The sequence below is a fragment of the Parasaccharibacter sp. TMW2.1890 genome (assembly GCF_023337645.1).
GTDB lineage: Bacteria > Pseudomonadota > Alphaproteobacteria > Acetobacterales > Acetobacteraceae > Bombella > Bombella apis.
In genome coordinates, this window is record NZ_NWUV01000001.1 from 281119 (window position 1) to 301752 (window position 20634).

The following is a 20634-nucleotide window of genomic DNA, read 5'->3' on the forward strand; positions in this document are numbered from 1 at the left end:
TTTTGCAGGTGCGGAAAATCTTACAGCCCGATGTCGCTGCGGAGCATCTTGTCATCCCACTGGATGGTCGCAGCAGCTTCATAGGCCCGGGAGCGTGCCTTGGCTGCCGTGGGACCCGTGGCGCAGATGGTCAGGACACGCCCGCCATTGGCCAGAAGCCGGTCGCCATCCATCTTGGTTCCGGCATGGAAGACGGATACACCGGGCAGCTGTTCCGTCCGGTCCAGCCCGGAAATGACACCGCCCTTGACGGGCGCATCCGGGTATCCCTTGGCGGCCAGCACCAGAGAAATGGACGGCTTGTCCGAGAAGCGGATGCTGTCCTCGGACAGCGTGCCTTCCGCCAGAGCCTTGAGGGCGGGGAGAAGGTCGCTTTCCAGACGGATGAGCAGGGCCTGTGCTTCCGGATCACCAAAGCGCACGTTGTATTCGATCAGCTTCGGCCCTTCTTCCGTCAGCATCAGGCCAGCAAAGATGACGCCACGGAACGGCGTGCCCCGGCGGACCATCTCGGCCAGCATCGGGCGGACCGTGAGGTCCAGTGCGGCTTCCTGCGCCGCCCGGTCGAAATCCGGTGGCGGGCAGATGGCTCCCATGCCGCCGGTGTTTGGCCCGGTATCGCCATCACCGACCCGCTTGTGGTCCCGTGCAGCCCCGATCAGGCTGGCTTTGTCATCCGCACAGAAGGCGAAGAGGGACACTTCCCGTCCGACAAGACATTCCTCGATCACCAGCGGCAGGCCGAGGCGGTCGATGGCATCCAGAGCCTCATCCACGCTCTGTGCCACGACCACGCCTTTGCCGGCGGCCAGACCATCCGCCTTGATGACGATGGGAGCACCCTGTTCACGGACGTAGGCCTTGGCGGCCTCCTTGCTGCTGCTGGCGTCGAAACGCTGCCAGCGGGCGGTGGGGATACCGGCAGCATCGGCCACTTCCTTGGTGAAGGCCTTGCTGCCTTCCAGAGCGGCGGCAGCCTGGGAGGGGCCAGCGCAGGCGATGCCTGCTTTCTGGCAGGCATCGGTTAGCCCTGCCACGAGGGAGACTTCTGGCCCCGGTACGACGAGGTCGATCTTTTCCTTCCGGGCGAACTCGACAAGACCGGCAATGTCATCAGCTGCAATGGGAACACAGCGTGCGCAGGCTGCCATGCCGGGGTTGCCGGGGGCGGCAAAGAGTGTGTCCAGCAAAGGGGACCGGGCAATGGCTGTGGCAAGGGCATGTTCCCGCCCACCTGAACCCACCAGAAGTACGCGCATCCTGTTTCCTTTTATATCTCGTGTGATGCAGATAGCCGCTTTCACGTCATCTGCCATTTAGCATAGAATGGCCGCATGATGGAACGAGAGACCCTTCTTTCTCCCGCCGGACCGCAGGGCGGTACGGGGCCGGGGAGCAGCAACATACCGGAATATTCCGTAGGAGCCATTTCCTCGGCGATCAAACGTGTGCTGGAAGGCACCTTCGGGCGGGTACGTGTCCGTGGCGAGATCACGGAGATGAAGCGGTATGCTTCCGGTCATGTCTATCTCTCCCTCAAGGATGAGGGCGGGAAGATATCGGGTGTCATCTGGCGGGGGAACGTTTCCCGGCTGGGGATGGTGCCGGAGAATGGAACGGAGGTCATCGCCACCGGGAAGATTTCGTCCTATGGCGAACGCTCAAACTATCAGCTCATCATCGACAGCATGGAGTTTGCAGGGGAAGGTGCCCTTCTGGCCCGGATCGAAGCCCTGCGTGTCCGCCTGCGGGATGAGGGGCTGTTCGATCAGGGGCGCAAGAAGCCCATTCCGTTCCTGCCCCGTTGCGTGGGGGTGGTGACGTCCCGGTCCGGGGCGGTGCTGCACGACATCTGCACGACCATATCCCGCCGTTTCCCGCGGGATGTCCTGCTCTGGCCCGTGGCAGTGCAGGGGGAAGGGGCAGCCCGTCAGATCACCCATGCCGTGCAGGCCATGGGGAACCTTCCCAATCCGCCTGATGTGCTGATCGTGGCCCGTGGTGGTGGCTCATTGGAGGACCTGATGGCCTTCAATGATGAAGCCGTGGTACGGGCCGTGGCGGCCTGCCCCCTGCCGGTGATTTCTGCCGTGGGGCATGAGACGGATACGACCCTCGTTGATTACGCTGCCGACCGTCGGGCCCCCACACCGACTGCCGCCGCTGAAATGGCGGTGCCCCTGCGGTCCGAGCTGATGGCGGACCTCGCCCATCGGGCGGCACGGCTTTCTGGTGGTCTGGCGGGGATATTGCAGCGGCAGGGGCTGCGGCTCCAGGCCGTGGTGGCCCGGATGCCGGACCTTCCGGGGCTTCTGGACACAGCCCGGATGCGGCTGGATGATCGTGCCCAGAGGCTGGAGCTGGCCCTGCCGGGATTTGTGATGCGTGCCCGTGCCCGGCTGGGGCAGGCTGCCTATCATTTGCCCGCTGTGGAGACCGTCATGGGGCAGCGGCGTGGCCTCGTGGAGGCACAGGCCGGGCGGTTGCAGTCTGGTTGGGAGCGGTATCTGGATGGCTGCCAGATGCGTCTGCTGCGGGCGCCATTGCGGCTGGAGACGGTGCAGTCCCGGCTTGCCCTCCAGCGGACGAGGCTGGAAGGGGTGGCCCGGCATCTGAAGGCCGTCTCACCCCTCGCCATTCTGGAACGGGGCTATGTTCTGGTGCAGGATGAGGCAGGTCATGCCGTGACATCATCCGCTGCCCTGCCAGTGGGGAGCCATGTGCAGCTTTCCTTTGCGGATGGTGTCCGGCAGGCCCGGCTGGACCCGGATGAAGGCCGCAGATAGTCTGCACAGGAGATTTCGGAGCCCCGGGAGCCATCATGGCGTCCCGAGGAAGGACAGGACATCCATGAGGATGTGGAGGAGGGATATGGTGCGTAACATTGCGAGGCGCCGCCACAGATGTGGCTTGCAGAGACTGGGCTGTGGCCTGCTTCTTGTGGCAGGGAGTGTCCTGGCAGGCTGTAGCAGCCAGCCAACAGCCCGGCAGGTCGAGGCAGCGCAACATCCGGCCATCCAGAGCTTTGCTGGGGCGCCGTCCGGTGGGGGGAGCGGGGACAGTTCGTCCTCACCACAGATGAAGACGAACCTGCCATCTGCTCCCGTCAATACACCGCTTTGTGGTACGGCCCTGCGTGAGCAGGCCAGTACGGGGAGCGAAATCTATGGTCGCAGTCTGGCCACAGGCAACAGCTGTACCCGTAATGCCTGCTTCCAGCCATTGACGGGGACGTTCATTGCGGAGGATGGCAACAATAGCGTCTGTCGCTAACATCATATTTGTGTGGATGTGAAAAGGGCGGCCAGAGAGTGATCTGGCCGCCCTTTTTCATGGGCTCCGATGGGAGGGGGAGGAGGCGCCTTTAGCGCTTCCACCAGCCGACACGCCGCTTTTTGGGCTTTGCCTCATCGATATTGACAGGCTGCGGTGCTGCCACATTCTCGACCGGGGCTGTGTCCTCAGCCTTGGGGGCGGCTGCTACAGGGGCCTCTTCTGCCGTGTCCGCCTTTTTGCGGCGAGCTGGGCGCCGCCGACGGGCTGGTTTTGCCTCTGTCTCGGTTGGTGTCTCATTGTCCACACCGGTTTCAGCGACAGAAACAGGCGCCTCTTCCGCAGCCGGGGCAGCGTCCGCTTCTGCCGTTTCGTTCCGTGCCGGGCGGCGGCGGGGACGGGGGCGGCGCGCCTGACGACGAGCGGCTTCCTCTTCAGCCTCGGCAGGATCGACTGGACGGGCCGGTATCTTCACGACACGATTGTCGTCCTCTTCTTGCTCTTCGTCCACCACGATGCGGCTGCGTGTAGCCGGGCGGCGGCGGGTACGGGTGCGACGGGCCGGTTTTTTATCATCCCCTTCTGCAGGGCTTCCCGTTTCCACGGGCTGCCTGTGGGGGCGGGAGGAAACGGCAGGTTCTTCTTCTGTGGCAGGAGGGGCTTCAGCACGTCCGTTCAGGCGGGCCTCCTGCTGTTCCATCATGTCGAAGATGTCGATGCCAGCCCCCTGGAAGGGATTGGCCGGTGTTGGTCCCTGATAGCCAGAAGATGCCTGACTGGGGGCCGGTTCATCCTGATGGCGTGCCGGGCGGCGACGGGATGCCGGGCGTTCACGGCGGCGGCTGGGCTGCTCGGTCTCTTCTTCACGGTGGCTTGGAGCAGACGGAGCGGCGGTCGTGACACGCCGTGTCCTTGTTCGGCGACGACCGGGCATGAGAGCCTGGTCATCATTGGTATCTGCCGTGCTGTCAGCCTCTGGCGCCGCAGGGCTCGCCTCCTGCAGGCTGGTCTCTGCCGTTTCGTCCCGGGTCTCCTGCTCGTTGCGGCGACGTCCACCACGGCGGCGGCGGCGACGACGGGAGCTGCTTTCACTGCCTGTTTCCTGTTCGTCCCGGATATCTTCGGCCTCGGCTGGCAGGCTGGCTTCCATTGCAGGGGCAGCCCCTTCCGTGATGTCGATCGTACGGACCGTGTTGACAGGGCTGTCCTCACGGGAGGGTTTCTGGCGTGCGGCCAGCCGTTCGATGCGGAGCTCGCCTTCCGGCAGGCTGTCGTCATTTTCGAAACGGATGGTCATGTCATGCCGTTGTTCAAGCTGGCTGATGGCAGCCCGTTTGCTGTTGAGCATGTAAAGAACGATGCTGGGGCTGACATGGACGATAATGTCCGAAGAGCGACGGCGGCTGGCTTCATCCTCCACGCTGCGGAGGACCTGGAGGGCCATGCTTTCCACACCCCGGATGAAGCCGGTACCCTGACAGTGCGGGCAGGGGCTGAGCATGCTCTCGGCAATGGAGGGGCGCAGACGCTGCCGGGACATTTCCAGCAGGCCGAAATGGGAGATGCGGCCCAGCTGGATGCGGGCACGGTCCACCCGGAGGGCATCCTTGAGGCGCTTTTCCACCTGGCTGTTGTGGCGGCGGCTTTCCATGTCGATGAAGTCGATCACGATCAGCCCGGCCAGATCACGCAGGCGCAGCTGGCGGGCGACCTCCTCGGCCGCCTCCAGATTGGTGCGGAGGGCGGTTTCCTCGATATTGCGTTGGGAGGTGGACTTGCCGGAGTTGACGTCAATGGCCACCAGAGCTTCAGTCTGGTTGATGACGAGATATCCGCCGGATTCCAGCTTTACCGTCGGTGAGAACATGGCCTCCAGGTGGCTCTCCACCTGATAATGGGCGAAGAGATTCTGCCCCCTGTTCTGCCACATGCGGATGCGGCTGGCATTGTGGGGCATCAGCAGGCGGGCAAATTCCTTCGTGTTTTTCCATGCCTCTTCCCCATCCACCAGTACGGTCTCGATATCACGGGTGAACAGGTCCCGGATGGCCCGCTTGATCAGGCTTGCTTCCTCATAGATCAGCGCCGGGGCGATGGAGGAGAGGGCGTGGTTGCGGATGTTGTCCCATAGCTGGAGAAGGTAGTCGCAGTCTTTGGTGATTTCCGCTTCCGGGCGGCCTGCACCGGCCGTGCGGATGATCATGGCCATCGTCCGGGGCAGGTCCAGCTTGCCGACAATGTCCCGCAGGCGACGACGATCCGTTTCGGAGGTGATCTTGCGGGAGACCCCACCGCCACGCAGGGCGTTGGGCATCAGCACGCCATATCGTCCGGCAAGGGAGAGGTAGGTCGTCAGGGCGGCGCCCTTGTTGCCACGTTCTTCCTTGACAACCTGGACAAGGATCACCTGCCGACGGCGGATGACTTCCTGAATGCGGTAATTGCGGAGGAACCGGGCCATGCGGCGGCTGGCGCTCTGTTCCTCACCGGTATCATGTTCCCCGCTGACGATCTCCGGGCCGGGCTCGTCATCCTCGGGAAGGCTGTCTTCGTCATCATCAGCCTCTGGATCGCTGTCCCGGCCCCGCTGCTCGGCAGCGTATTCTTCTTCCTGCAGGGCAAGGAGCTTTTCCCTGTCCGCAACGGGGATCTGGAAATAGTCGGGGTGGATCTCGCTGAAGGCCAGAAAGCCGTGGCGGTTGCCGCCGTAATCCACGAAGGCCGCCTGGAGGCTGGGCTCTACACGGATGACCTTGGCGAGGTAGATGTTGCCTTTGAGCTGACGGCGCGCTGATGTCTCGACATCATAATCTTCAATGCGCTTGCCGTTCATGACCACAACGCGGGTTTCTTCGGCGTGTGTGGCGTCTATGAGCATCTGCTTTGTCATGAAGGACTGGACTCCGTGGCGCACGGGTCATGGCCCTGTCTGCGCCGATTGTCTTGGTCAGCAGAGGGCAGGTGGTCCGGTCTCTTGCGGGCAGATACCCTGAGGGGGTCGCCAGATTGGATAACACAGAACAGCATTGCAGCCTCTGGTAAACACGCTGATGGCAGGTCCTGCCATCGGGAATTGACGCAGCCCGCCGGGGGATGGTGTGGCCATCCGGGTAGGCTGCCTGTGGTTCGGATGCAGTGTCTCCGCCAGGGTGTGAGCACACCGGGAACAACCGTCCCGGGCTATCTGCACCAAACGGCGCGAAAGGTACTGCATGTGCGGGCCCTGTCTGATGCTGTCCTGCCTGCCCGTTGTCAGGGGCGGGGATGCATGGGAGATCCGGGCTTCTGCAAAGCGACAATGGCCTAAATCGGCCTTCATGGCAAGTGGGTAGTTGGGGGGGGGTGAAAGGGGCAGAATAAAGCCATTTTTTCCTGTCTGTATCGGGCTGTTAACCAAAGAAAGCAGGAAGATTGTTCCCGTGGCAGGAATGATCGCCTAATGGGGTGTGACAGGCAGGACCTGGACCGGAGAGGGAGGAGGATCACCATGGCAAAGCTGACACGTCGTCATCTTCTTGGTGCGGCTGCCAGCGGGCTGCTGGCGGGCGGAGGGGGAAAGGCTGCGGCAGCACGGCATGGCTTGCGGAAGGCTCCCGCCGTATTGCGTGGAGCATCACCGCCCAGACCCGTCATCATGCTGGACCCTGGCCATGGCGGAAAAGACCCCGGGGCCATCGGTGTCTCAGGAACGTATGAGAAGCATATTGCTGTGGCTGCAGCAACGGAGCTGCGTGCGCTTCTCATGGCGTCTGGCCGGTATGATGTGGTGCTGAGCCGGACGGATGACCGTTTCATCCCCCTTGCCGGGCGGGTGGAGCTGGCCCATCGGCACAAGGCGGATCTTTTCATCTCCATGCATGCCGATGCGCTGCATCAGTCTGATGTGCGTGGGGCCAGTGTCTATACGCTGTCCGGCAACGCTTCGGACAGGCAGACCGCCCTGCTGGCAGAGACGGAAAACAGTGCCGACCGTTTTGCCGGGCCGGGCATGGCCGACGTGCCGCCGGATGTGGAGGAAATACTCAACAGTCTTGTTCATGAAGAGACGCGCCGGGGGTCTGCGCATATGGCGGCCAGTGTGATCCGGTCATTCCAGAACCGCATCCAGCTCCTGCATCATCCATCCCGCCATGCGGCCTTCCGGGTTCTGAAGTCTGGAGACATTCCGTCTGTTCTGGTGGAAATGGGGTTCATGTCCAACCATCTGGATGAACAGGCGCTGCGTCGTGCTGCCCACCGTACGCAGATCACCCAGGCCATGAAACAGGCCATTGATGGCTATTTCCTGCGGCAGCGGAAAGGGATGCTGTAAAAAAAACAGAGAGTTCCGCTTGCATTCCCTGTCATTGCTCGCTAGCGTGGAGGGGTAATGACATTTTTTCACGCCCTCCTTCTACGACTTATGAACCCCTGAACGCCATACAGGCGAGCAGGTTGCTTTGCTGCGTTCAGGGGTATTTTTTCCCATTTCGGGTTTTCGTAGATATCTGGAGTTAGAGCGTAGTTATGTCTTTTCAGCATCCTTCCTTTGGTCATGTTGCCGATAACCGTGTCATCATTTTTGACACGACCCTGCGTGATGGTGAGCAGTCCCCTGGTTTCTCCATGAATCTGGGCGAGAAGCTGCGGATGGCCCATGCGCTGGCAGCTCTGGGCGTTGACGTCATAGAGGCAGGCTTCCCGGCTGCATCGGAAGGAGACTTCGAGAGCGTGAAGCAGATTGCCGATAATGTGGATGGCCCCGTCATCTGTGGTCTGGCCCGCAGCGCCGCCAAAGACATCGAGGCTGCCGGAAGGGCCATCAAGGGTGCACGGCGTGGGCGTATCCACAACTTCATCTCCACGTCTCCACTGCACATGAAGTACAAGCTGCGGATGGAGCCGGAGCGGGTGTTGGAGCTGATCGCTTTCGGCAACAAGGAATCCCGCCGTTACACGGATGACGTGGAATGGTCTGCTGAGGATGGATCCCGCACGGACCCGGATTTTCTGTGCCGCTGTGTGGAAACGGCCATTGCCAACGGGGCAACGACCATCAACATTCCCGATACGGTCGGGTTTGCAACCCCCGATGAGATGGAGCGCATCTTCAATATGCTGAGGGAGCGTGTGCCGGGGGCGGATCAGGTCATTTTCTCCACGCATAACCACAATGATCTGGGGCTGGCTGTTGGCAACACGCTGGCAGCGGTTGAAGGTGGTGCCCGACAGATTGAATGTACGATCAACGGCATTGGCGAGCGTGCTGGTAATGCCGCTCTGGAAGAAGTCGTGATGGCCCTGCGGACCCGTCATGACCGTTATGGCATGGAAACCGGCATTGAAACGCCCCGCCTGCTGGGCATGTCCCGTCTGCTGGCGACCATCACGGGCTTCGATGTCCAGCCGAACAAGGCCATCGTGGGGCGGAATGCCTTCGCCCATGAGAGTGGCATCCATCAGGATGGCATCCTGAAGCATGCCGGGACTTATGAGATCATGACGCCGGAAAGCGTGGGCTGGACGAGCACCTCGCTGGTGCTGGGCAAACATTCCGGCCGTGCGGCCTTCCGGGACAAGCTGAAGGCTCTGGGTTATGATGACCTGACTGAAGAGACGGTCAATGCGGCCTTCCAGCGTTTCAAGACCCTGGCAGACCACAAGAAGATCGTTTTTGATGATGATGTGCGGGCACTGGTGGATGATGAGAGCCGTGACCATGAGCGTGTCCGTCTGACCTCGCTGGAGCTGAAGGGCGGTACGCAGCATGCTGCCCAGGTCGTTCTGGATATCGAGGTGGATGGTGAGGCCCGTCATGTCTCTGCCACGGGCAATGGGCCTGTGGATGCCGTGTTCCGGGCCATCGGTGAGGCCTTCCCGCATCAGGCGACGCTGGCGCTGTTCTCCGTGGCCAATGTGACAGAAGGTACGGATGCGCAGGCCCGTACGACCGTGCGTCTCCAGGAAGGGGGGCGCCTGGTGGACGGGCAGGGGAGTGACCCGGATACGGTCGTTTCGGCAGCCCGGGCCTATATCCATGCCCTGAACAAGCTGCTGGTGAAACGTCTGCGGGGTGAACCGGAAGAAATGTCTGCCTGAAGATGAGAGAAGGGGACCGGTAGCCGATACTGCCATGTCTGCATGTCGGCTGCTGTTTTCCTTCTGTCATGGTGGGAATGAAACGTTACCGCATGTTAATTGAAGCGGAGTTTTCTGCGAAAAATATTGTCTCTGGCAGGAATATGGCCTTGCTGAACTGTTGTGGGGCTCTATAATTTGTGGCGAATGCTGTGGGTGGTGTTCTGCTTATTTTCATTCCCCGTGCGTGCGGGGTTATCCGGCCAGGAGTTTTGAATGTTCTCTCGTCTGTTGGGGCTCATTTCCGCTGATATGGCGATCGATCTCGGCACTGCCAATACCCTCGTTTATGTCAAGGGGCGTGGCGTGGTGCTGAGTGAGCCTTCCGTCGTCGCTGTAACGGAAGTGCGCGGGCGCAGACAGGTCCTGGCCGTGGGAAATGAAGCCAAACTGATGGTTGGCCGTACGCCGGGGAACATTCAGGCCATCCGCCCTCTCCGTGACGGTGTCATCGCCGACTTCGAGAGTGCGGAGGAGATGATCAAGCATTTCATCCGCAAGGTTCACAACCGCCGTTCCTTCTTCAGTTCCCAGATCGTCATCTGCGTGCCGTCCGGTTCCACTGCCGTGGAGCGCCGTGCCATCCAGGAGAGTGCAGAGAGTGCTGGTGCCCGCAAGGTCTATCTGATTGAGGAGCCGATGGCCGCAGCCATTGGGGCCGGTCTGGCCGTGACGGAGCCTTCCGGCAGCATGATCGTGGATATCGGTGGGGGAACGACCGAGGTTGCCGTGATCTCCCTTGGCGGGATTGTCTATGCCCGGTCTGTCCGGGTTGGTGGCGACCAGATGGATGAGGCCATCATGGCTTATATCCGTCGCAACTATAACCTCATGATCGGGGAAAGCTCCGCCGAGCGGATCAAGATTGATCTCGGCGCTGCGTCTTTTGACGCCAACATACAGACGGAAGAGCGGACCATGCCGCTCAAGGGGCGTGACCTGCTGAATGGCGTCCCCCGGGAGATCACCGTCAGTGAGGCCCAGATTGCCGAAGCCCTCCAGGAGCCTGTCGGGCATATCATTGATGCCGTAGCCACCGTGCTGGAGCATACACCGCCGGAGCTGGCCGCTGACATCGTGGAGAAGGGCATTGTCCTGTCCGGCGGGGGAGCGCTGCTGCGGCGTCTGGATGATGTCCTGCGTCAGGCTACCGGCCTGCCGGTTTTCGTGGCAGAGAATGCGCTTTCATGCGTGGCTGTGGGGACTGGCCGCACGCTGGAGCACATGCAGCAGCTCCGCAGTGTCCTGAGCAGCATGTATTGATCCCTGGTCTCCGGCGGGGGATGGTATCCTCCGTGACCGGGGGCTGAGCGGAGGGAAAAGGCGGGCCATGGTCTCCATTCACACACGTCAGCTTCTGTCCGGGCTTGTTCTGCCGGTCATGGTTTTTCTGGCTGTGGGGACTGTTCTGGCCGGGCAGATATGGCCGGGCAGGGCCATACAGATTCGCATGGCGGCGGCGCAGAAGGCCGGGGCCATCTATCAGGTTCTGTTGTTCCCTCAGCGGCAGTTGCATGAATGGCAGATCACCCTGCAGGGGGTGGGGGACCTGCTGGCCGCCAATGCGCAGCTTCGGCAGGAAAACCAGAAACTTGCTTACTGGCATGGTGAGGCCCAGACTCTTCGGCAGGAAAATGCCCGCCTGAAGGCTGTGCTGCACTGGGGAGCGGAAGATACCCGGGATTATGTCAGCGGATGGGTCGTTCGGGATGAGAGTGGCCCTTACCTGCGGGCGGTTCTGTTGCAGGTGGGGGAACACCGGGTGCAGCAGGGAAGTCTGGCCGTTGATTCTTTCGGGCTTGTCGGGCGTGTCAGTGAGGTGGGACCGCATGTGGTGCGAGTGCTGCTGATTGAGGATGCTGCCAGCCGGATTCCCGTCACGTTACAGAGCAGCGGAGGGGATGCCATGATGATTGGCGACAACACGCCTTATCCCCGTCTCATGTATTACAATCAGAGCCTCATGCCGGAAGAAGGCGAGCATATCGTCACACGGGGGCAGACAGGCCTGACAGGCGGTGTTGCCGTTGGTCATGTGCATTATCTGGCGCCAGGGCAGCCGGTTGTCATCCCTGATGCCGCTCTGGGAAAACTGGAGCTGGTTCGTATTTTTGATGGTGGCTTTACCCTGGAGGCCCCACCCAGTGCGGGAAGGGTCCGGGAGAAGCCTCCGCTCCTGCCGGATCATCGGGATGGGGAAGCCCCTTCGAATTGGCAGAATCTGCGCCGTTTTCTGCCATTTTCGTCTCTCAGGAACGGCTGAGGGTACTTTCTGGACGGTCGGCGTTCCTGATATACGGTCTCAAATTAAGCCGTTTGTTATCATCAAGGCCTTATAAGGCGGTCAGGTGGCATTTGTGGCACGATTCGGGTAATGGCATGAAACCTGCCCCGAAGGCGTGATCTGCCCTCCAGGGAGGTTTGCTTTCTGTAGAAGAGAGCACTATTTCCGGGAAGGCACGGGGGCGGTGGAGCAGCAACGGGTACGGGGCTATGGCATTACGGTTGGAGCAGGGGCGTCTGGATCATGAGGCGCTGGAGGGAACACGGCAGCGCAAGCTGATGGTTCGTGTGCGGCGCAAGCTGTCCCCCTGTGTCATCATGGTGGTTCTGGCTTTTGTGTTGTCCGCCCCGTTTGGCATACTCGGGCAGACCGAACTCCAGACAGCCCTGACACTGGGGACGGTCTGGTTCTGGGCGCTTTACCGTCCTGCTTTCATGCCCCTGTTCGGGCTGTTCTGTAGTGGGGTGGTGATCGAGTTCTTCAGTGCCAATCCGCCCGGCGTGCTCCTGTTCTGGATGCTGGTAGCCTATGGCGTGGCTCATGGCTGCCGTGTTGGTCTGTCCCGTCGTGGATTCCTGCTTTCCTGGAGCCTGTATGGGTTGATTGTGCTGGGAGAGGCCCTGACAGACTGGGTGTTGATGGTCATCCGGGTCCGGGGGGCGCTGTCGGTCTATCCCATTGTTTTTCAGGAGGCTCTCGCTGTAGGGAGTTATCCCTTTCTGCATGTTCTGTATTTATGGGGGCTTTCTGTTATGGAAAAGCATGACAGACTGTAATAGACTATGACCATCTGAAGTGTGGAAGCCTTGAGTTTTCCTTCCTTAATCTTTTTTTAAGCGTATATTGCAGATGTTCTTCCGGCGTGATGAAACTCGTCCGCCATTTCGGAAACGAAGTGGGCCAGCGGCTGACCTGTCTTTTTCAGAAGAACAGGCTGTCGGTGGGGGTATGTTCACACGCCGTGCCCTGCTGCTTCTGGCAGCGCAGACAGGGGTCATGGGGACGCTTGCCCATCATCTCTATCAGATGCAGGTCGTTCATGGCGATGAGCTGAAGGAGCAGGCACGCCGCAACCGGACCAGCCGCCGCCAGATTGCACCAGCCCGTGGTGAGATCTACGACCGCTGCGGTGTGCTGCTTGCCGGCAACCGTCCCAACTGGCGTGCGCTGATCATGACGGAGGAAACGACGGACCTCCAGGCCGTGGTGGACCGCTTTGCTACGATCGTGCCGCTGGATGACCGTGACCGGGCCCGTATCGAGCATGATCGCAAACATATCCATCGTTACGTCCCGCTGACCCTCAAGGAATTCCTCTCCTGGGATGATGTCGCCCGGCTGGGGCTGAATGCTCCGACCCTGCCCGGTGTTCTGATCGATGTGGGAACAACACGGGAATATCCGTTCAAGGACCTGTTGTCCCATATCATCGGGTATGTGGCCCCTCCCAATGAGACGGATGTCCAGCGGGATGGCATCATGGCCCTGCCGGGGATGAAGGTGGGGCGTGCCGGGGTCGAGCAGACGCAGGAAAGCCATCTGCGTGGACAGCCCGGCACGGTGGAGATGGAGGTCAACGCCCATGGCCGTGTCATGGGCGAGCTTGAGCGTGTGGAAGGCCAGCCCGGGGCCCGGCTGGAGCTGACGCTGGATAGCGCCTTGCAGACCCGCATCCGGGAGCGGATTGGTGAGCGTGTGGCCAGTGCCGTGGTGATGGACTGCCGCAATGGCGAGGTGATGGGGCTGGTCAGCACACCTTCTTTCGACCCGACCCTTTTTGATGGTGGCATCAGCCGGACACAGTGGAACAGTCTGATCACCGACCAGCGCACGCCGCTGGTGGACAAGGCCGTTTCCGGCCTTTATCCGCCGGGCTCCACTTTCAAGCCTGCCGTGGCACTGGCTGCCCTGAAGGCCCATGCCATCACCCCGTCGGACCGTTTTTCCTGTCCGGGTTATTACGACATGGGGGGCGTGCGCTTCCACTGCTGGAGCCGTTACGGGCATGGGTCGATCAACCTGCATCAGGCACTGAAATATTCCTGCGATGTCTATTTCTATCAGGTGGCCCGGCGCTGTGGCATGGAGGCGATTCATGAAGCCGCCGCCTTCCTGGGGCTGGATGGGAAGCTGCCGATAGAGCTGCCCCACATGCGGGCAGGGTCCGTTCCGACCCCGGAGATGCGCCGTCGCCATGGTCACCACTGGAATGGTGGTGATACCGTCAATGCCGGTATTGGGCAGGGGCTGGTGCAGACAACACCTCTGGCACTGGCCACTTATGTATCCCGTCTGGCAACGGGGCGGTTTGTGCAGCCACATCTTCTGCGCTCGGTGAGCGGGCAGGGCATTGCACCGGTTCTGGATCCCCTGCCTTTCGCGAAGGAGGCCCTCGCTGCTGCCCGGGGGGGGATGTTTGCTGTGGTGAATGAGCCACAGGGCACGGCTCCGGCCGCCCGGTTGAGCCTGCCTGGTGTACAGATGGCTGGCAAGACCGGCTCTGCACAGGTGCGGAACGTGCCGAGAGCCCTGCGTGAGAGCGGGCACTTCAACTCCATGAACCTGCCGTGGCAGTATCGTCCTCATGCGTTGTTCATCTGCTTTGCACCTTATGACAATCCCCGTTATGCGGTGTCTGTCGTGGTGGAGCATGGCAATGCGGGTGCGACCGAGGCGGCCCCTCTGGCTGCACAGATCATGACGGATACTCTCATCAGGGACCCGGCCAGCCGGACCTCCCTGTCCCGGGGGGTCGTGGCGAGGGCTGACGGCCTGGATGACTGAGGGATAGAAGGACGTCATGCCGCTGAAGGACTTCACCGTTCCCCGTACGGCCCGCCGCCTGCTGCGGGCAGAGCCGAACCTGCGCATGTTCTCCCGGCTCTGGCAGATCAACTGGTTCTTTGTTCTGCTGGTCTGCTGTCTGGCCGGTGTGGGGTATGTTGCCCTGTATTCAGCCGGTGGCGGGCGTGCGGAGGCTTTTGCCCAGCCCCAGCTCATCCGTTTCTGTTTCGGGCTTCTGATGATGCTGGGCGTGGCGCTGGCCAGCCCACGGGTCTTGAGGATGCTCTCCGTGCCCATTTATGGGCTGTCCATCCTGCTCCTGGTACTGGTGCTGAAGATGGGGCATGTGGGCAAGGGGGCGGAACGCTGGATCAATCTGGGCGGCTTCCAGTTCCAGCCCTCCGAATTTGCCAAGATTGCCCTGGTCCTCATGCTTTCAACATGGTTCTACCGGATCGGGCGGGACCGTATGGGCAATCCGCTGCGGCTCATCATCCCGGCGCTTCTGACACTTCTGCCGGTTGTGCTGGTGTTGAAGGAGCCCAATCTGGGGACAGCAACCATTGTTGGTGTGATCGGGGCTTCACTGTTCTTTGCGGCGGGGATGCGGTGGTGGCAGATCATCATCCTTGTTGCGCCCCTGCCGTTTCTGGGGCCCTTCATCTATAACCATCTCCATGATTATCAGAAGGCTCGGATTGATACCTTTCTGCATCCTGAGCACGATCCGCTGGGGGCAGGGTACAACATTCTCCAGTCCCGTATTGCTCTGGGGGCGGGTGGGCGCTGGGGGCAAGGCTACCTGCATGGCACGCAGGGACAGCTGAGCTTCCTGCCGGAGAAACAGACAGACTTCATCTTCACCATGATCGGGGAGGAATGGGGGTATGTCGGGGGTGTGGCCGTCATCGGGCTACTGTTCCTGATCCTGCTGAGCAGCATGCTGATTGCCCTGCGTTGTCGGAACCGCTTTGGCCGGCTGGTCGGGCTGGGCATCGCCATGGATTTCTTCCTGTATTGCGTGGTCAATCTCTCCATGGTCATGGGGGTCATCCCGGTGGGAGGCGTGCCGCTACCGCTGATCTCCTATGGAGGGTCGGCCATGCTGACCATGATGTTCGGTTTCGGTCTGCTGCTTTCCAGCTGGGTGCATCGGGATGACCCTGACTGATCTATTGGAACCGTAGGGCCGAGACCCCATCTGGAGGAGGTCGGGTTGCGGAGTATCGTGGCCGGTTTTTTTCAGGTGTCTGTTTTTATGCATCAGTGGCTTCTTCCCCTGCTGGCTTTTACGACCGCAGCGGCAATTTTCACCATCACGCCGGGGCTGGACTCCGTCATGGTCCTGCGGACGGCTGCCTCCGATGGGCGCCGTGCTGGGGTCGGGGCCATTTTTGGCATTGCCGTGGGGCTGAGCCTCTGGGGGCTGGCAGCGGCCTTCGGGCTGACGGCCCTTCTGGCGGCGTCTTCCACGGCGTTCTTCGTCGTCAAATGTGTTGGTGCGGTTTATCTGGTCTGGATGGGCGTCAGCCAGCTTCTGCGCCCCCGCATGGCACTGACGACGGAGGCCGGGCCGGAGCAGGCCCGGCGGGTGGAACATCGCAACGCCTTCTGGCCGGGATTCCGCCGTGGGATGCTGACGGACCTGCTCAACCCCAAGGCGGGTATTTTCGTGATCACCTTTTTCCCTCAGTTCATCCCGCCCGCCACGGATGTGGTGGCGTTTACGCTCGTGCAGGTGGTGATCCAGGTCGTGCTGACCTTCATATGGCTGGGGCTGCTGGTGGCCCTGACGGTCCCGCTGGCACAGTTCTTCAACCGGCCCGTCGTGGTGCGCCGTCTGGACCGGCTGACCGGGCTGGTCTTCATCGGTTTCGGAGCCAAGATATTCCTGACAGACAGTCCCTCGCACTGAGAGGGACACATAAAAAAGGCCGGTGAGAGAACGCTCCCACCGGCCTTTTTATCGTAGCCTGTTTGTGAGACTGAAGCTCAGCCTTCGATCCGGCCAAAATCAGCAATCAGCTGGCCACTGCGGCTGAAGGCCGACAGCAGGCGCAGACGGTTGAGACGCTGGCCAGCATCTTCCGCATTGACGGTCACGGCCTCGAAGAAGCGGTCCATGATCGGACGCAGGGCGGCGAGATGCTGCATGGCACTGGTGAAGTCATCATCGGCCAGACTGGCCGTGATCTTCGGCCCGGCATCATTCAGGGCCGCATCCAGGTCACGTTCCTCATCCTGTACATAGAGTGCCGCTTCAGGGGCCTGATGGTGCGGGCCGTCCTTTTTCTCCTCGATGCGCAGGATGTTCGTGGCCCGGCGGTAGGCTGCCAGAAGGTTCTGCCCGTCTTCCGTGCCCATCATGTCGGACAGGGCCTCCACACGGCTGAGCAGGCGGACCAGGTCGCCATCCAGATGATCGGTGAAGAGGCTCCTGTTTTCCTGCACCTGTGTGACGGCCAGCGTGGCATCCAGCACGTCGTGACGGCGTCCTTCATTGCGGAGCTGGACCCGGAGCCTGTCGGTGAAGAAGGGTTCCAGCTCACCCAGAGCGGAATCCTTGCTTTCCTTTCCGGCATAGGCCTCGGCTGCTCTGGAGAGCAGGCTGCCGAGATCGATACGCAGGCCATTGTCCCGGATGGTGCGGATCACCCCAAGGGCGGCACGGCGCAGGCCATACGGGTCGCCAGAGCCGGTGGGGGTTTCCCCGATGGCGAAGAACCCGGCCAGCATGTCCAGCCGGTCCGCCAGAGCGACGGCCACGGAGACGGGAGCACTGGCCGTGCCATCCTGCAATCCACGGGGCATGTAATGTTCGGCAACGGCCTGGGCTACTTCCGGGGCTTCACCATCATGGGCGGCGTAATAGCCGCCCATCACGCCCTGAAGCTCGGGGAACTCACCGACCATGCCGGTCGTCAGGTCGGCCTTGGCGAGCAGACCGGCCCGTTCGGCGTGTTTCATCTGTACGTCACTCAGCTGCATGGCCGTGGCGATGATGCCTGCCAGAGTGCTGATGCGCCGTGCCCGCTCTTCCTGAGTGCCCAGTTTCGCATGGAAGGTGACGGGCTTCAGGGCCTCGACACGGCCGACCAGTTTCGTCTTGCGGTCGAGGTCCCAGAAATGGCGGGCATCGGCGAAGCGGGCCCGCAGGACACGTTCATTACCGGCGATGCAGAGCGTGCCGCCGTCGCTGAAGGTCTGGTTGGCCACGAAGGCGAAATAGGGAGCGGCTTTGCCGTCTTTCGTGCGCAGGGCAAAGTACCGCTGGTTGACCCGCATGGAGACCTGCATGACTTCCGGTGGAAGGTCCATGAAGGCATCATCGATGCGGCCCAGCAGGGGCACGGGATATTCCACCAGCCCGCTGACTTCACGGACCAGCCCTTCATCCTCGACAAGCGCCAGCCCCTTCTCATCAGCGAGCGCATGGACACCCTGACGGATGAGATCGGCCCGTTTCTCCTCGTTGATGACGACGTGGCGGGCTTCCAGCTCCTTCAGCCACTGTTCCGTGCCAATGACGGTGAACGTGCCGGGGGAGAGGATGCGGTGGCCTTCGGTCACGTTGCCGCTCTTCAGCCCGTGGGCGTCGTCATCCTGACGGGCCAGGGTGAAGGGAACGGTCTGGCCATCCAGCAGGCAGACAATGTGATGGAGAGGGCGCACCCAGGTGAAGAGGGAGCCATTGCCCCAGCGCATGGCCTTGGGCCACGGGAACTTCCAGAGGAGGTCCGGCAGCTGTTCGGCAACCAGCTCCGCCGCCCTGACTGGCGGCAGGGTACGGTTGAGAACCCAGAAACCGTTTTCCTTCGTCAGCTCATCGGGGCTGACGCCATGCTTGCGGGAGAACCCGGCAAGGGCCTTTTCCGGGGCATTTTCACGGGGGCCACGCTCGGAAATGGTGCGGGTGGGGATGCTCTCATCCACCTCGAGGCTGGCCGCAATGTGGCGGGCACCATGAAAGCTGCGGATGTTGCGGGGGTTCAGATCGGCGAGGGCCTGTTCCAGCAGGCGGGCGAGGTCCTCGGCAGCACGGGCCTGCATCCCGGAGGGGATTTCCTCGCAGAAGAGGTCAAGAAGCAGTTCAGCCATGGGTGGTTTCCTCCTCGTCTCCAGCAAGCCATGCTTCGCAGGCAGCTTTGGCCAGCGTGCGTACACGCCCGATATAGGAGGCACGTTCCGAAACGGAAATGACCCCCCGGGCATCCAGCAGATTGAACAGATGGGAGGCCTTCAGGCACTGGTCATAGGCGGGCTGGGCCACGCCAGCTTCGGAGAGGCGGATGGACTCAGCCTCGGCTGCCCGGAACTGCGCCAGAAGCATGTCCGTATCAGCCAGCTCGAAATTGTGCCGTGAATAGTCCCGCTCTGCCCGGAGGAAGACATCTCCATAGGTCAGGCCCCGGCCATTGAAGTCGAGGTCATAGACATTCTCGACCCCTTGCACATACATGGCCAGACGTTCCAGCCCGTAGGTCAGCTCGGTGGAGGGAACGACGGTCGGGATGCCACCAACCTGCTGGAAGTAGGTAAACTGTGTGACTTCCATGCCGTCGCACCAGACCTCCCAGCCCAGCCCCCAAGCCCCGATGGTGGGGTTTTCCCAGTCATCCTCCACGAAACGGATGTCGTGCTTTTCCGGGTCGATCCCGATGGCCCGGTAGCTTTCCAGCAGCAGGTCCTGGCTTTCCTGCGGGGTGGGTTTGAGCAGCACCTGATACTGGTAATAATGCTGGAGGCGGTTCGGGTTCTCGCCATAACGGCCGTCGGACGGGCGGCGGCAGGGCTGCACGTAGGCGGCAGCCCACGGCTTGCGGCCCAGTGCACGCAGGGTCGTGTGAGGGGACAGTGTACCCGCACCCAGTTCAGTATCGTAAGGCTGGAGAATGGCACAGCCCTTCTGTGACCAGAACTGATGAAGGCGCAGGATCAGATCCTGAAAGCAGGGGGGCCGGGATGTGGACAATTCACTAGGCTCCATTAACGTAAAGATGTCTGCATATTACAGGATGAGAGGCCGGATCACCAGCGGGTAGGGGTGGGAGAGGGTAAAGAAGTTGCCGCCGTGCAGGGTGGTTTCTTAAGATGGTCTTTACGGCAGGTGCATTCTGTGGGCCTCTGCCGGGAGAAGAGGGGGCCAAGACCCTTGCGGGGGATGGAGAGCTGTATCATATCATGTGGCATGAAGAGACAGCGCCCATGTCGCGCCCCGCCCGGGCGGGCAGGGGCTGCTGAGCAGTTGTGAAGGACAGCACGCCCATGAACTCGGAAGAACGTGATCTCATAAGTCGCTTTGTTGCCCGTGTTGGGGGAGGCGTGGGGCTGCCGAATGGCCAGAGCCCGGCGTCCCTGCCGCCGATCGACCCGGAGGCAGACCGTTTCATCGCCGAGAATTTCCAGCGTTTCCCGGAGGCCCGCTACCGTATCACGCAGCTGGCTGTCGTGCAGGAGGCGGCTCTCTCCCAGGCGCAGGCCCGCATCCGTGATCTGGAGTTCCAGCTCCAGCAGGCGAGGGGGCAGATCGCCCAGCTCCAGCAGCAGGCCAGTCAGCCGGGGCAGCAGTCAGGTGGGTTCTTCTCCGGGCTGTTCGGTCGGGGGGCTTCTGCGTCCGCTCCACCGCCCCGCGGGGCCTCCCTGCCACCGGGCTGGGGGCCTGCCTCTGGTGCTGCTGCGCCGGAGATGGGGCGGAGCTATGCCCCGCCACCGGGTTATCAGCCGGGTATGTTCGGGCGGTCCGGTTCCGGCTTTCTGGGGTCTGCCCTGTCTACGGCGGCCGGTGTCGCAGGCGGGATGATGGCGGCCCATGCGCTGGAGGGTCTGTTCTCCGGGGAGCATGGCCATGAAGGTGTCGGTGGTGCTGGCGATGGTTTTGGCAGTGAAACGACCATCATCAACAATTATGGGGACAATTATTCTGATCCGTTTGCCGGAAGCGGGACAGATGCCGCAGGGTTCTCTCCGCAGGATTTTGGCCCGCAGGATGCGCCGGTTGATAATGGCGGTGGCTTCGGTGGTGATGACATCGACAGGGACGATTTTTTCTGAGATCGGCTCCGAACGGAGCATGATGCAGGCGGGGCCTTCAGGGGCCCCGTCTTGTCATCATGGAGTACATATTCCGGCCGTGATGGCCCCATGTTCGGAACAGGCTATGTGACCGCCGGGGGCTG

15 protein-coding genes are annotated in these 20634 nt (G+C 61.7%); 11 read left to right on the plus strand and 4 right to left on the minus strand.

Annotated elements, in window-relative coordinates; all coding sequences use genetic code 11:
- Nucleotides 1–20: 20 nt before the first annotated feature.
- Nucleotides 21–1259, minus strand: coding sequence for a phosphoribosylamine--glycine ligase (purD, locus tag CPA54_RS01260; RefSeq protein WP_249085400.1), 1239 nt, complete (start codon nucleotides 1257–1259; stop codon nucleotides 21–23).
- 75 nt (nucleotides 1260–1334) lie between these two features.
- On the opposite strand from purD, the gene xseA reads away from it, so the two are divergent.
- Both xseA and CPA54_RS01270 read left to right on the plus strand, forming a co-directional pair.
- Nucleotides 1335–2786, plus strand: a complete 1452-nt coding sequence (gene xseA, locus CPA54_RS01265; protein WP_249085401.1) for an exodeoxyribonuclease VII large subunit — start codon at nucleotides 1335–1337, stop codon at nucleotides 2784–2786.
- An 85-nt stretch (nucleotides 2787–2871) separates the two neighbouring features.
- Nucleotides 2872–3273: a hypothetical protein gene (locus CPA54_RS01270; protein ID WP_232086311.1), complete on the plus strand. Its 402-nt coding sequence runs from the start codon at nucleotides 2872–2874 to the stop codon at nucleotides 3271–3273.
- Between the two features lie 91 nt (nucleotides 3274–3364).
- Here the strand turns inward: CPA54_RS01270 and CPA54_RS01275 are convergent, their stop codons facing one another.
- On the minus strand, nucleotides 3365–6163 hold the full coding sequence (locus tag CPA54_RS01275; RefSeq protein ID WP_249085402.1) for a ribonuclease E/G: 2799 nt from the start codon (nucleotides 6161–6163) through the stop codon (nucleotides 3365–3367).
- Nucleotides 6164–6760: 597 nt separating this feature from the next.
- On the opposite strand from CPA54_RS01275, the gene CPA54_RS01280 reads away from it, so the two are divergent.
- The 8 genes from CPA54_RS01280 to CPA54_RS01315 all read left to right on the plus strand — a co-directional run bounded on the left by CPA54_RS01280 (nucleotide 6761) and on the right by CPA54_RS01315 (nucleotide 16373).
- A complete protein-coding gene (locus CPA54_RS01280; protein WP_249085403.1) occupies nucleotides 6761–7585 on the plus strand; it encodes an N-acetylmuramoyl-L-alanine amidase in 825 nt (274 codons plus the stop codon).
- Nucleotides 7586–7779: 194 nt separating this feature from the next.
- Nucleotides 7780–9351 (plus strand): 2-isopropylmalate synthase, encoded by a 1572-nt coding sequence (locus CPA54_RS01285; RefSeq protein ID WP_043560779.1) that lies wholly within the window; start codon nucleotides 7780–7782, stop codon nucleotides 9349–9351.
- A gap of 255 nt (nucleotides 9352–9606) precedes the next feature.
- A complete protein-coding gene (locus tag CPA54_RS01290) occupies nucleotides 9607–10653 on the plus strand; it encodes a rod shape-determining protein (RefSeq protein ID WP_043560776.1) in 1047 nt (348 codons plus the stop codon).
- Between the two features lie 67 nt (nucleotides 10654–10720).
- Complete coding sequence (gene mreC / locus CPA54_RS01295) at nucleotides 10721–11653, plus strand: rod shape-determining protein MreC (RefSeq protein ID WP_249085404.1); 933 nt, start codon at nucleotides 10721–10723, stop codon at nucleotides 11651–11653.
- A gap of 230 nt (nucleotides 11654–11883) precedes the next feature.
- Nucleotides 11884–12450, plus strand: coding sequence for a hypothetical protein (locus CPA54_RS01300; protein ID WP_043560774.1), 567 nt, complete (start codon nucleotides 11884–11886; stop codon nucleotides 12448–12450).
- A 172-nt stretch (nucleotides 12451–12622) separates the two neighbouring features.
- Nucleotides 12623–14458, plus strand: a complete 1836-nt coding sequence (mrdA, locus tag CPA54_RS01305; protein ID WP_227449652.1) for a penicillin-binding protein 2 — start codon at nucleotides 12623–12625, stop codon at nucleotides 14456–14458.
- Between the two features lie 16 nt (nucleotides 14459–14474).
- Nucleotides 14475–15629 carry a rod shape-determining protein RodA gene (gene rodA, locus CPA54_RS01310; protein ID WP_052349127.1) on the plus strand — a complete coding sequence of 385 codons (1155 nt, stop codon included), beginning with the start codon at nucleotides 14475–14477 and terminating at the stop codon, nucleotides 15627–15629.
- A gap of 87 nt (nucleotides 15630–15716) precedes the next feature.
- Nucleotides 15717–16373 carry a LysE family translocator gene (locus CPA54_RS01315; protein WP_081563446.1) on the plus strand — a complete coding sequence of 219 codons (657 nt, stop codon included), beginning with the start codon at nucleotides 15717–15719 and terminating at the stop codon, nucleotides 16371–16373.
- A gap of 77 nt (nucleotides 16374–16450) precedes the next feature.
- On the opposite strand, the gene glyS is transcribed toward CPA54_RS01315, so the two are convergent.
- Entirely contained in the window at nucleotides 16451–18556 is a 2106-nt protein-coding gene (glyS, locus tag CPA54_RS01320; RefSeq protein WP_249085405.1) for a glycine--tRNA ligase subunit beta, read from the minus strand.
- Nucleotides 18549–19445, minus strand: a complete 897-nt coding sequence (locus CPA54_RS01325; protein ID WP_081562978.1) for a glycine--tRNA ligase subunit alpha — start codon at nucleotides 19443–19445, stop codon at nucleotides 18549–18551. The genes glyS and CPA54_RS01325 overlap by 8 nt, the downstream gene beginning before the upstream one ends.
- Nucleotides 19446–19723: 278 nt before the next feature.
- Here CPA54_RS01325 and CPA54_RS01330 point away from each other — a divergent pair, with 278 nt between their 5' ends.
- Nucleotides 19724–20509 carry a DUF2076 domain-containing protein gene (locus tag CPA54_RS01330; RefSeq protein ID WP_043560769.1) on the plus strand — a complete coding sequence of 262 codons (786 nt, stop codon included), beginning with the start codon at nucleotides 19724–19726 and terminating at the stop codon, nucleotides 20507–20509.
- Nucleotides 20510–20634: the final 125 nt, after the last annotated feature.

What these genes read in the sequence shown, in the direction of transcription:
- purD (WP_249085400.1), bottom strand. Translation starts at nt 1,259, where the DNA reads ATGCGCGTACTTCTGGTGGGTTCAGGTGGGCGGGAACATGCCCTTGCC.
- xseA (WP_249085401.1), top strand. Translation starts at nt 1,335, where the DNA reads ATGATGGAACGAGAGACCCTTCTTTCTCCCGCCGGACCGCAGGGCGGT.
- CPA54_RS01270 (WP_232086311.1), top strand. Translation starts at nt 2,872, where the DNA reads ATGGTGCGTAACATTGCGAGGCGCCGCCACAGATGTGGCTTGCAGAGA.
- CPA54_RS01275 (WP_249085402.1), bottom strand. Translation starts at nt 6,163, where the DNA reads ATGACAAAGCAGATGCTCATAGACGCCACACACGCCGAAGAAACCCGC.
- CPA54_RS01280 (WP_249085403.1), top strand. Translation starts at nt 6,761, where the DNA reads ATGGCAAAGCTGACACGTCGTCATCTTCTTGGTGCGGCTGCCAGCGGG.
- CPA54_RS01285 (WP_043560779.1), top strand. Translation starts at nt 7,780, where the DNA reads ATGTCTTTTCAGCATCCTTCCTTTGGTCATGTTGCCGATAACCGTGTC.
- CPA54_RS01290 (WP_043560776.1), top strand. Translation starts at nt 9,607, where the DNA reads ATGTTCTCTCGTCTGTTGGGGCTCATTTCCGCTGATATGGCGATCGAT.
- mreC (WP_249085404.1), top strand. Translation starts at nt 10,721, where the DNA reads ATGGTCTCCATTCACACACGTCAGCTTCTGTCCGGGCTTGTTCTGCCG.
- CPA54_RS01300 (WP_043560774.1), top strand. Translation starts at nt 11,884, where the DNA reads ATGGCATTACGGTTGGAGCAGGGGCGTCTGGATCATGAGGCGCTGGAG.
- mrdA (WP_227449652.1), top strand. Translation starts at nt 12,623, where the DNA reads ATGTTCACACGCCGTGCCCTGCTGCTTCTGGCAGCGCAGACAGGGGTC.
- rodA (WP_052349127.1), top strand. Translation starts at nt 14,475, where the DNA reads ATGCCGCTGAAGGACTTCACCGTTCCCCGTACGGCCCGCCGCCTGCTG.
- CPA54_RS01315 (WP_081563446.1), top strand. Translation starts at nt 15,717, where the DNA reads ATGCATCAGTGGCTTCTTCCCCTGCTGGCTTTTACGACCGCAGCGGCA.
- glyS (WP_249085405.1), bottom strand. Translation starts at nt 18,556, where the DNA reads ATGGCTGAACTGCTTCTTGACCTCTTCTGCGAGGAAATCCCCTCCGGG.
- CPA54_RS01325 (WP_081562978.1), bottom strand. Translation starts at nt 19,445, where the DNA reads ATGGAGCCTAGTGAATTGTCCACATCCCGGCCCCCCTGCTTTCAGGAT.
- CPA54_RS01330 (WP_043560769.1), top strand. Translation starts at nt 19,724, where the DNA reads ATGAACTCGGAAGAACGTGATCTCATAAGTCGCTTTGTTGCCCGTGTT.